7 protein-coding genes are annotated in these 12,535 nt (G+C 33.7%); 6 read left to right on the plus strand and 1 reads right to left on the minus strand.

The genetic code is table 11. From position 1 onward, the window contains the following. Window positions 1-22: 22 nt before the first annotated feature. The 3 genes from DMB65_RS00480 (at window position 23) to DMB65_RS00490 (ending at window position 8,617) form a co-directional block, all read left to right on the plus strand. Window positions 23-1,366: a PKD domain-containing protein gene (locus DMB65_RS00480; RefSeq protein ID WP_110304717.1), complete on the plus strand. Its 1,344-nt coding sequence runs from the start codon at window positions 23-25 to the stop codon at window positions 1,364-1,366. A 7-nt stretch (window positions 1,367-1,373) separates the two neighbouring features. Further along, window positions 1,374-3,830, plus strand: a complete 2,457-nt coding sequence (locus tag DMB65_RS00485; protein ID WP_196239565.1) for a porin family protein — start codon at window positions 1,374-1,376, stop codon at window positions 3,828-3,830. 80 nt (window positions 3,831-3,910) lie between these two features. Next, window positions 3,911-8,617 carry a hypothetical protein gene (locus tag DMB65_RS00490; protein ID WP_230470566.1) on the plus strand — a complete coding sequence of 1,569 codons (4,707 nt, stop codon included), beginning with the start codon at window positions 3,911-3,913 and terminating at the stop codon, window positions 8,615-8,617. A 333-nt stretch (window positions 8,618-8,950) separates the two neighbouring features. Here DMB65_RS00490 and DMB65_RS00495 read toward each other — a convergent pair whose 3' ends face one another. Continuing rightward, window positions 8,951-9,916: a T9SS C-terminal target domain-containing protein gene (locus DMB65_RS00495; RefSeq protein WP_110304718.1), complete on the minus strand. Its 966-nt coding sequence runs from the start codon at window positions 9,914-9,916 to the stop codon at window positions 8,951-8,953. A 516-nt stretch (window positions 9,917-10,432) separates the two neighbouring features. Here DMB65_RS00495 and DMB65_RS00500 point away from each other — a divergent pair. From DMB65_RS00500 to DMB65_RS00510, 3 genes are read left to right on the plus strand one after another with little or no spacing between them, the layout of a single operon-like run. Beyond that, window positions 10,433-11,050: a hypothetical protein gene (locus tag DMB65_RS00500; RefSeq protein WP_110304719.1), complete on the plus strand. Its 618-nt coding sequence runs from the start codon at window positions 10,433-10,435 to the stop codon at window positions 11,048-11,050. Window positions 11,051-11,090: 40 nt separating this feature from the next. After that, the gene (locus DMB65_RS00505; protein ID WP_110304720.1) at window positions 11,091-11,516 is read left to right on the plus strand and encodes an adenylyltransferase/cytidyltransferase family protein; all 426 of its coding nucleotides are present in this window, start codon (window positions 11,091-11,093) and stop codon (window positions 11,514-11,516) included. A gap of 6 nt (window positions 11,517-11,522) precedes the next feature. Further along, a complete protein-coding gene (locus DMB65_RS00510; RefSeq protein ID WP_110304721.1) occupies window positions 11,523-12,473 on the plus strand; it encodes a GDP-L-fucose synthase family protein in 951 nt (316 codons plus the stop codon). The last annotated feature ends 62 nt before the right edge of the window (window positions 12,474-12,535 follow it).

Here is a 12,535-nt window from a genome sequence, read left to right on the forward strand (position 1 = left end):
AAATATAGACATAAGATTCAGAATGAGAAAAATTTTACTCGTATTATTCTTTATTATTATTACATCTTGCTATCAGGAAACCGCTATAGCCATAGAGGGTGATTTTACGACTTCGTATGTCAATAATGACGAATCAATACCCGTACTAATTAAAATAGACAATAAAATTACGGGAGCAGATACCTACGAATGGACATTTGAGGGAGGTAGTCCGGCCACTTCATCTCAAAAAAATCCGGGTGAAATAGTGTACAGTAAACAAGGTACCTATACCATTAAATTAATAGCTACAAATGTAGATGGAGAAAGTAATGAATTCAGTAAAACCGTAGTTATAAAAGAAGGAATTAATATTGAGTTTTCTCACGAAATCATAAAAAGCAATTATTCTCCGGTTGAGGTTGTTTTAAAAAATGCGACCATCGGAGAGGGATTAACTTTTACATGGGATTTTCAGGGTGGAGTACCTGCCACTTTTACAGGTAAAACGCCTCCAAATGTTGTATTTACAACTCCCGGTGATCACATTATAACGGTAACAGTTTCTAATGGTTTTGAATCAGAAAAACAAACTAAAACCGTAACTGTTGCTCCTTATTTAGTGAGCTTATTTTCGTATGATCCAAAGTTTGAAGATGATGATTACGAGGCTCCTGTAACGATTGATTTTACCAACAAATCAACTAGTGCGACACATTACAAATGGAGCTTTGAAGGCGGAAACCCTGCTGTTTCAACAGAAGAAAATCCGACAGTTGTTTTTACAAGTGCAGGCAGTCATGAAGTTACCTTAGAAGCCTTTAATGATAAAACAAGCCAGATTTATAAATTGGTCATTACAGTGCTGACAGATACCAATCTGCGTATTTTGACTAACGTTAAATTGGGAATAAATTCGGCCCATAACAATAATAATATTGGTGCAATGTTCTCAACCGTAACCAGACAGGTTTATAAAGCAAATGAAATTAATGATCAGAATAGCAGCTTAATAGATGTTGTTTTTCAGGGCTTAAACAGCAATTTTACCAATAATAGATTTATATCGCCGGATCAGGCAGACAATTATGGCTATTTAGCATTAAAAAATGCCCAAAGCACCATTTTTATAAACTCTCAAAATTTGTGCAACTGCGGTCTAAATTTTACCGAAGCACAGTTTGATGCCATGGTAAACGATAGCCCGATAAAATCTTTAAATATAAGTTACAGTGCAGCAGGAGCGCAGGAATTTGGCTTTACTTTTCCAAGGATTATTTTATTTAAAACACAAGACGGAAAAAAAGGAGCCATTAAAATTAAAGATATGGTAAAGAACGGAACAAGTTCTTATATTTTATGCGATATCAAAGTACAAAAACAATAACCAATAAATGAAGAGAGAGAATAAGAAGATCTTGTTTTGGTTATGTATTTTTTTTGCCTGTGTTATTTGCAGGAAAGGATATGCTCAGGATGTAGACTTAGAGAATTTTTATAAACCCAATTTCAAAGTTACAGGTAATGTAAATGCAAATACGATGTATTATACATCTGATATGCAAAATTCCAGTGAACAGTTTACTTATTTGCTCTCAGGAAGTTTGAATATTAGTGCTTTTAATTTTAGTGTTCCGTTATTTTACAGCATTACCAATCAGGGAAATAATTTAGGCTATACTGCCCCGTTTGATTTTAACAGATTAAGTATTATGCCCAAATACAAATGGGTAAAAGCCTATATAGGCAATGTGAGTATGACATTTTCACCTTATACATTAAGTGGCTTTCCGTTTAAGGGAGTTGGTCTGGAACTTACCCCAAGAAGTCCGTTTAAAATAACTTTGATGGGAGGACAGTTGTTAAAAGCAGTATCAGAGGAAAATGCATCAGGAGGAATTCCGGTATACCAGCGTTTTGGTTACGGAGCAAAAATAGGTTTTGAGCAGCCACAGTATAAAATTGGCTGGATTGGTTTTTATGCCAAAGACGATGTTAGCTCGTTAAACATAACTAATGATAAGGGAGTAACGCCAAAAGAAAACTTTGTAAACAGTTTGATTTTTAGTACCTCTTTGATTAAAAATTTAAATTTAAATGTCGAGTATGCTTTGTCAGTTTTAACTGATGATGTTAGAAGCAAAAATATTTCAGGAGGTAATTTAAGGGATAAGTTATTTTCCAGCAAAGAAAGCACCAGTTTTATGAATGCAGTAAATGTCAATTTTGATTATAACATTCAAAAGAGCATCATAGGATTGACGTATGAGCGTATTGATCCAAATTACAACACATTGGGAGCATTATATTTTAATAACGATTTAGAAAATATTGCATTGCGATTTGCACGGCCTTTTTACCAGGATAAAATTACGGTAACTACCAGTTTAGGATATCAGAGAGATGATTTGGCAAAAGCAAAAAAACAGGACACTAAGCGGGTTGTTGGTTCAGTTAATATGAATTACAGCGTTACGGATCAGCTTAATATTACAGGCAGTTATTCGAATTTTTCCACTTATACGAATAAAAAATTAGATCAGTTTGAGCTGATAAACAATCCAAATGTAGTCCAGTCTGATACTTTAGATTACAGGCAATTATCGCAAAATGCCAATGTGAATATGTCGTATGCCTTTGGAAAAAAGAGAAACCAAAATTTAAATTTCAACTATAGCATTGCCGGTCAGGCCAATGAACAAGGCGGTGTGATACGAAAAGGTCAGGCAAGTACCGTTCAGAATTATAATTTAGCACATTCAATAAGCTTTATCGAAACAAAAATGAGCTTAAACAGCTCCCTTAATTACACCAGTAATGAGGTAGCACAAAACAATAATGCTTCAGTTGGAGCTTCAGTTGGAGCCTCTAAGAAATTATTTAAAGACAAACTGAATACTAATTTTGGAGTTCTCTATAATAACTCTCAGGGCAATACAAATTCAAGTTCTGTTTTTGGCGTTAAGTTTAATAATAGTTATGTGTTGCTCGAACAGCATAATTTTAATATGAGTATCATTTCAATGTTTCGAAGCAGTTCTAATGCGAAGAAATACAATGATTTAACCGCTACATTAAATTATTCTTATTCACTTGATAAAATAAAATTACCAGCCAAAAAAGAACCAAAAAAAGAAACGAAAATTGTTTCAGATCCTGTTCTGAAAATAAAACACAAAGAAAAGACCTACGAAGGAACGAGAAATGAAATCATAAAACAGTTGCAGGACCTTCAACTGGCATTACGACCAATTCCAAAAGAAGATTCGGATGAATTGCAACATTTGCTGACACTTGCTACTCTGACTCCTGATGATGAAAGTTTTAAAGAAAAGACTTTAAATTATTTAAAAGGGTACGATTTAAATAATGACATCTTAGACAGATACAACAAATATATTCTTGAAACTTTAAAAAGTTTAGAAGAAGAGATGATACGTGAAGATGAAGGTATTGAAAATGATTATGTTATGGCTCTTGGGAGAGTAAATAAACATAAGATGCATGGCGTAAATGAACAAGATGTAACGGATAAAATAAGTTATAATTCTTATTTAAAATTGGTCGAACGAAAAAATAAAAAGCTACAGCCTTTATTAATTCATCGACGGATGCTTAATGAGATTTCGATACTTGCGAATATTTCTGCAGATGAAATGCATCAAAACGAAAATCTTTCAAATTTTAATAAACAAGAGTTGAGTCACTTCTTTAAAATGATGAAAGATAAAAAAACAGATACAGAAATAATAGAAGAATTAAAAATCAAACTAATTCCGTTTTATCATGATTTAGCCATTAAAAATGGCAAAGATGCTGAAGTTGAATTTAAGTATTTGAAGAATAATTAAGATTAAAAAAGCTTGATTCTTCAAATAAAATTACATAATCGTTTTAAATAGACGTTTGCCTAAAATATAAAAAAGTTACTATGCTTTATTTTACAAAAAAACAGGAATATCTGCTTATGAAAAAGGTTGTAAAAACACATTTATCGGTATTGTTTATCATGCTTTCGGTTGTTTTCTCTTACGGGCAGGATATTGCAGCACCTAAAGAATTAGGTGCAGCTTCAAGTGCTATCGAAAAAATAGAAGCTTCTGAACGCTGGGTAGACAAATTTTCGAATCAGGATTTGGTAGAATTACCAATGGGAATCCGTAATACGGTAAATAATGTTCAATATTCTATTGGAATTACGAAAGCTGTTTTTTCTCCCGAATATACCACTTTGACTGTTTTTTGTAGAGTTGATATTCCGCAAAAAGACAAAAATGGACAACCAATGCAATTGTTTTTTGGTGCAGATAATGTAAAATTATCGCATCAGGGAGGTATTATGGGGGAGGCCAAATTAGTCTTATTGGGCAATGTTGACATTCCGTTTAGTGATAATAAATGGCAGGTATCATTATATGGCGGTTTTGATATGGCTACAGGAAGCGTCAATGATTTAACCTATGTGACAATTGACTGTGATGGTTTTAAAGAAATGAAAATTTCCGGAGCAGTTGAGTTTTCAAGAAACTTAATATTGCCAATTGATCCGGTATCTAAAACTGTCGACGAAGCAAAAACAACTGTTCCTAAAACCTATTACAACGGAAAAACAGTTCAGATTCCTAATAGGGTTAGAGGAGAGTTTAGCTTTATGGCAAGCAGCTGGAATGATATTCTGGTCAATGTAAGTTTGCAGCCTTTTACATTAAAAGACAAGCGGAATGGAAAAGATTTTGATGGTAATTTTCAGTTTTTAGTCAGTAATGCAGTACTTGATTTAAGTGATTTAAAAAATGATCCAACAGTTGTTTTTCCGGAATATTATGCAAAAAATGCACTTTTAACACCAAGTCCGCAAGCTTGGAAAGGAGTATTCATTCAGACCTTTGATGTAGGTTTGCCAAAAGAATTTCAAACTACAGATACGGCATCAAGTAAAGAAAGACTTCACGTAGGAGCCCAAAATCTGATTATAGACAAATACGGAGTTTCGGGAACTTTTTATGCAGATAATGTATTCCCGCTCGACAGGGGAATAACCAGTCAGGAAAAATCATGGGCCTATTCCTTAGATCATATCGATGTAACGATTGCGGCCAATACATTTGTAAAAGCAAATTTAAACGGTCAGATTCTTTTACCGATCAGTAAAGCTCCACAAGAGAAAAAAGAAACGGCAACTACTGCTACACCAACAGCAAGTGCAGCAACAACTCCGACTAAAGCGGCTCAAACCAATAGAGTAGGTTTGGCTTATAATGGATTTATATCCATGGAAGAACAGCAATTAGTGGTGGTTACAAAAGATTCTATAGCTTTTGATCTTTGGAAAGCAAAGGCTTTACTGTTACCTAATAGCTCAGTTGAACTAAAATTAGTAAATGGAAAATTTTTACCTAAAGCCAATTTAAACGGATCAATTTCCTTTGGAACCAACAAAGGAGCATCTGATGACAAGGAAGTAGAAGGAAAAAAGACTGTTGATTTTAAAGGAATCTCTTTTGAAAATCTGCAATTGCAAACCGTTTCACCTATTATTTCGGTTCGAAATATGGGCTATAAAGGCACAGTTGCCTTTGGTAATTTTCCTGTTTCAATTGGTAATATAAATGTTGCCATTAACGGAAATGATTCCCGCATCGATTTTGATCTTGGGATAAATTTGATGGAAAGTATTGGCGCCGGAGCCACAGCCCGAATTGGGATTAAAGGTAAAATGTATGATGATGGTTACAGGCAGCGAAGCCGATATGATGGTTTAGATCTGTCCGCTATTAATATTGACTGTAAATTCAGCGGATTAACCATTAAAGGAGGTCTTATCTTAATGGAAAAAGATCCTGTATACGGAAATGGATTTAATGCAGAACTTGAAGTAGATGTTGCCGATGTGGTTAACGTAAAGGCAAAAGCTATTTTTGGACGTACGACTTTTAGATATTGGTATTTTGATGCCGCTGTTAAATGGCCACCAACTCCGGCTCCTTTTATGATTAATGGTTTTGGAGGAGGAGCGTATTATAAAATGCATCGAAATCCGGATATAGCCATTGGTGATTTCTCACCGTCAGGACTGAGTTATACTCCCGATGAAAAAATAAGCTTAGGAGTCAAAGCCCTAATTTATTTTCATATTGGTTCAGAAACCATTTGTGATGGAGAAGCCGGATTTGAAATAGCTTTTAACTCAAGAGGCGGAATAAACAGATTAGCCATTTTTGGCAAAGCAAATGTTCTGGCCTCAATACCCGGACTTAAAAATGTTACGGACTTAATGGGGAAAGTCGCTTCAAATGTTACGGCAAAGACAAGTTTTATGGGGGTAACCGAAAGCGATCTTAAAGGATCTTTTGCCAGCAAATATATTCCCGCCGCAAAAGAAGCAATTCCCGGAGACTTATCAGCTCAGGTAGGTATAAAAATGGCAGCAGCAATAGAATTTGATTTTCAAAATCATTCTTTGCATGCTACAACAGACGTATATATTAATACACCGGGAAATTTTCTTTCCGGAATTGGTGAAGGCGGAAGAGCAGTCTGGGGTGTTTTTCACAAAGATCCAAAAGATTGGTATATGTATATGGGAACTCCCGATGACCGATGCGGAGTAAAAATAGGCATAGCAGGAATGTTCTTAAAAACAACAAGTTATTTTATGGCAGGGACGGTGCTCCCGGGAAGTCCGCCACCGCCGCCTATTGTTGCACAAATTTTGGGAGTAGATGCCAAAGAACTGGATTATATGCGTGATGAAAATGCATTGGCAAATGGAGGAGGTTTAGCTTTTGGTGCCAGTTTGGATTTTGATACCGGAGATTTAAGTTTTCTTCTTTTTTACGCCCGTTTTCAGGCAGGAATGGGATTCGATATTATGCTTAAAGATTACCAGGAAGCCAGATGTTCCAATACAGGAGACCGGGTTGGTATAAATGGATGGTATGCTAACGGACAATCTTATGCTTATCTGCAGGGAGAGTTAGGTATCAGAGTTAAATTATCATTTTTGAAATTTAAAATTCCAATTATTTCAGGTGGAGCTGCTGTTTTATTGCAGGCAAAATTACCAAACCCCGTTTGGATGCGAGGTTATGTGGGAGGAAATATGAATATTCTGGGTGGACTAATAAAAGGAAAATTCCGTTTTAAATTTGAACTTGGAGAAGAATGTCAATTTGAAAATGCATCGCCATTGGGTGGGCTTAAACTAATAACAGATGTAACTCCTAAACAAAGTTCTGCAGATGTAGATGTTTTTGCTGTGCCACAAGCTGCATTTTCAACGAAGGTAAATGAAGCTTTTGTAATTCCTGAAGATGCGGGTGATGTTACCTATAAAGTGATATTAGAAAAATTTAAGGTTTTCGACGGAACAAAAGAAATTCCCGGAGTTCTGGAATGGGGTTCTATGAAAGACAAGGCTAATTTTATTTCAACAGATATTTTACCTCCAAATGCAGCACTTAAAGTCCAGGTTGAGGTTAGTTTTCAAAAGATGGTTAATGGTGTTTTTGAGCCTATAAAAGTAGACGGAAAAGTGGCAACAGAATATGAGGAAAGACTCTTTACAACAGGAGGAGCTCCCAATCATATTCCGCTTACCAATATTAAATACTCCTATCCGGTTGTAGATCAAAAATATTTCCTTGAAGAGGAATACCCAAAAGGATATATTCAGCTTAACCGTGGTCAGGATTATTTGTTTGAAGATGCCAGTTGGGAAACCAGTATCAAACTAGATCAGGAAGGAACTTCCAATTCAAAAGTTGCAGTTTTTAATTATAATACCAGTTCAAATGAAGTGTATTATGATTTGCCAAATATGGATCAGGATAAGAAATACAATTTTTCGATAGTGAGTAATTTGAAACAAACTCCGTCGAGAAATGCAACTGCTGCCACAAAAACAAATACAATTAGTAACGAAGGCAATGACATACAAGTAAGAGAAAACCAAGCTGATGCATTATCCAAGGCAGAAGGCAATATCGAGCGTTTATCGTATTCGTTTAATACTAGCAAATACAAAACATTCAATTCTAAAATGAATGCAATAAATACGCAGAGTTATAATTTTGGAGTCATATATTCAGATGTTATTTATTTAACCAATACTATTTCAAGTCAGGAAGCATTTGATATTGTTGAGCTGCAGGGAGTGAATTATAGTGACAATAAACCGATGATAATTGCACAGTCCAAGCTGAATGATGAGTATTATGCAACGGATATTTTTCCGTATCTGTATAAAGATTATCCTTTACATGGCAGTTATTCTATAAATAGCAGAGATACAAGTGAATTAGGAGTGATTCCGGCTAAAGCAATACCGCTCAGTGCGTATTATATGACCAGTATAGAAAATAACGTAAACCAATCATGGACCAAAGGTAATTTCCCATTTAAATATAATATGCCTTTGCTTTACAAACAAGACTGGATTGATTTAGACAATCAGATTATTAACGCTTATATCAATGGAGACACTAGTGTTGAATTAATTGCAAAACGATTTATAAACTCTAATTTCCTGTTCATGCGATATGGAAATTATGAAATAGTGATGAAATATAGTTTACCTGGAGACAAACAAGCAAACGAGTTCACTTACAAGTACAAAAACATGAATAATTTTAGATAGCCATTTTAAATAAAGTAGGCAATAATTTTTTGAAATGAGAAGATCAATCTGATCATGCTACATTTTTTTAAAAATAATTCAACAAAATATTCAGTTATCAGGAGAATCTAAATAATAAGATTTTCTAATGAGCTAAAATCCAAAAATTCAGACGATAAATGTCACAAAATCAAAATGCCAGACTTACGAGGATGGCATTTTGATTTTTGAGAATTTTAACAGTTAACATTGTATATGTTTTAGCATCCCTAACATTTGTCAACTTTTCAATTATTGTGAATGATTTACAGAACAAACTTGTCAAAAGTAAACTATTATATCACGACTTACGACTTATTTATCGGGATACGAATTCAATATTGGACTTAGATCAAAATAATGTATTTGTTGCGGGATATGCAGGATGGGTTTCTGGACTAAAGATTCATTTGTCAAATAATAATGTAGGCCATCTGTTGATGTAATCCCTTCTATTTGGTGAAACGGGAGTTTAAGTTTAATTCTTCTTTTGTTTCCTGACAGAAAATCATCATTCTTAAAATCATAGAGAAGATATATAAAGGGTTTTCCTTTTTTTGAATAGCCGCAAAGGGCGATTAACTTTTTTGTGTCTAAATAAACAGCTCCTGTCACAAGTCCTTCTGTGTCCAATGTTTCTTTTAATTTGGCTACATGTTTTCCTGATTGGTTGGGTAAAACATAAATACTGGTTTTAGATGATTTCCATTGCTTTGTAAAAAGATAGATGCTGTCTTTTGCAACAATAAAAGCTTCGCAATCAAAATTTGTTGTGTTTGGCTTGTTGGGAAAAAGGTCAGTTTGATCCGAATAATCGAAAGAAATCGTCTCAATAATTGGATTGTTTTCTAAAAAGGATTTTTTTTCGATTTTAAGAATCTTTAGATCAGTTCTGTTTCCGCTATAATTATTTCCAAAATCACCAATATAGATATAAAAACGGTCTTGTGAAATTTCTTCCCAGTCATGATTTATACTGTTTTTCAGAATTATTTTTTTTTTGATTTTTCCTAAAGAGTCTAATCCGTAAAGCGTTTTATCATGATCATCATTGTGAGTCCATAATAAGCCGTCAAAACTAATAAGACCAGATATTTCTCTGATTGAATCACTCAATTTTTTCGAATATTCCGGTTTTATTTTAATTATTTCATATTTACAATTTCCATCATTTACTGTTGCATTGAGATTGTATTGTTTTGAAAGCGGGTCTGTACAGCCAGAAATTTGACTGTAAGTTGTGGAAATGCACAAACAGAAAAAAAATAAAAATATGTTCATAACGAAATGCAATAAACTAAAATTTTAAATGTTATGTTTTAAGATTTTCCTTCAAATTTAGCGTATAATGAAAAAAAAACATATAAATTCACGGCAAAATAGTTGAATATAATACCTGTGATAGTCGGAAATTTAACACTAAAAAAAATGATTATTTTTTTTTTATCCTGTTAAATTAAATTAAACCCACTTTTTTGTTAAAATATTTAACATGTAATAATTTATCGCAGGTGGTATGTGTTTGATAATGAGAATGATGTATTTTTACGTAACAATTATTCTTGGTAGCACCAGCTTTTTAAGTATAATTTATAAAAATTGTCAATACATTTGTGAAAATTTTTTTATCTAATCCTGAAACGGGACTTAGTATAGCGAAGCTGTGTTTGAAACCGTTACATTTAAGATAATTATAAAGAAAAATAGTATTATAGAATTCATAATCTATTACAATAGTTTTGACATAATTTTTTTAATTTTTAAATAATATAAACCCTAAAAAAAAATACCTGTTTTATGAAAAAAATGTTTTTTGCTTTATTATTGGTTGCTACAATTTCAAATGCCCAGTACAGATCAAGATACGATAAGCTTTATATGGAAGCTGGAGTTGGTATAGCTGTACCTTTAACCTTACTTTCACCTTCTGGAGAAATAAAACCTTTATCATTGATTCATGGACAGGGAGGTTTGCGTTATATGTTTAATGAGAACATTGGTTTATTAGGATCCTTAAGTTTTGACCAGTTTAATAAAGGGCTTCAAAAGAGTGATCAATTAGTAGGAACATTAGAACTTTGTTATAATTTAGGAAATCTGTTTGAATTGGCAAGAAGTACAAGAGGAGAATTTGGATTACTGGTACATGGTGGGGCAGGTGCCGGAGTAATGTCTAGTAAATATTTTAATCGTGATAAGATAGGTGTTTTACTCGTAGGTGCAAGACCTTATGTTTTTATAAATGAAAAAGTTTCATTTTTTGCAGACCTAACTTATAAATCTAATTTATCACAGAAAATTTATTATAACGGAGCTTTAATTGGAAAAGATGTAACAGGTAGCAATCTGGGACTGACTTTTGGTTTTATGGTGGCTTTAGGACAAAATCGTTTACATTCAGATTCAGCATATTAAGTGTATAAAAATTAGTAAAACATTTTCAGAATAAAAAATAATGAAAATAGGAATTACTTTTAGTGCCTTCGATTTGCTTCATGCAGGACATATAACCATGTTAGAAGAAGCTAAGCGGCAATGTGATTATTTAATTTGTGCATTACAGACGGATCCAACATTAGACCGTCCTGAAAAGAACAGGCCTACTCAAACCGTTGTGGAACGTTATATTCAGCTAAAAGGGTGTAAATTTGTAGATGAGATTATTCCGTATGCGACAGAACAGGATTTAGAGGATATTTTGAGGTCTTTTAAAATTGATGTTCGTATTATTGGTGATGAATACCGGGAAAAAAACTTTACAGGTCGAGAATATTGTGAATCAAAAGGAATTGAACTATATTTTAATCAAAGAGATCATCGTTTTTCGAGCAGTGGTCTAAGAAAAGTAGTGGCAGAAAAAGAAGCGTTAAAGGTAATTTAAACAGATATGAAAAGTAATACAAAAATATATATTGCAGGCCATAACGGAATGGTGGGAAGCGCTATCTGGAGAACCTTATCTAATAAAGGGTTTACAAATTTGACAGGAGTTTCCAGTAAGGAACTTGATCTTCGAAATCAACAAGCTGTACACGATTTTATAGCTAAAGAAAAACCGGAAGTTATTATTGATGCGGCTGCAAGAGTTGGTGGAATATTGGCAAACAATGATTATCCGTATCAGTTTATTATGGAGAACATGCAAATCCAGAATAACCTGATCGATGCTGCTTTGCAAAATAATGTTGAAAAGTTTATTTTTTTAGGCAGTTCTTGCATTTATCCAAAATTAGCACCACAGCCGTTAAAAGAAGATTATTTGTTAACAGATACTTTAGAGCCAACCAACGAATGGTATGCAATCGCTAAAATTACCGGTGTAAAAGCTTGTCAGGCTATTCGAAATCAATTTGGAAAGGATTATGTGAGTTTAATGCCTACAAACTTATATGGTACACACGATAATTTTGATTTAAATACTTCTCATGTTTTACCGGCCATGATCCGTAAATTTCATGAAGCCAAAGAAAACAATAATGCTCCGGTAACACTTTGGGGAAGCGGAACCCCGATGCGGGAGTTTTTATTTGTAGATGATATGGCACAAGCTGTTGTTTTTGCTCTTGAAAACAAATTGCCTGATTATTTGTACAATGTAGGAACAGGAGAAGATTTAACCATTAAAGAGCTTGCAGAAACGATTCAGAAAATTACAGGTCATAAAGGAGAAATAATCTGGGACGCAACTAAACCAGACGGAACACCCAGAAAGCTGATGGATGTTACCAAAATGCATGATTTAGGATGGAAACACAAAATAGAGCTTGAGGAAGGCATACAAAAAACGTACGAATGGTTTTTAAATAATATCGAAGCATTCAAACAAGTAAAAATGTAGTTTTTATCTAATTAGTAAGAAGTGAAAAGTAAGAAGTGAAAAGTAAGAAGTAAGAAGTGAAA

Source organism: Flavobacterium cheongpyeongense (genome assembly GCF_003202435.1).
In the GTDB taxonomy this organism is placed as follows: domain Bacteria; phylum Bacteroidota; class Bacteroidia; order Flavobacteriales; family Flavobacteriaceae; genus Flavobacterium; species Flavobacterium cheongpyeongense.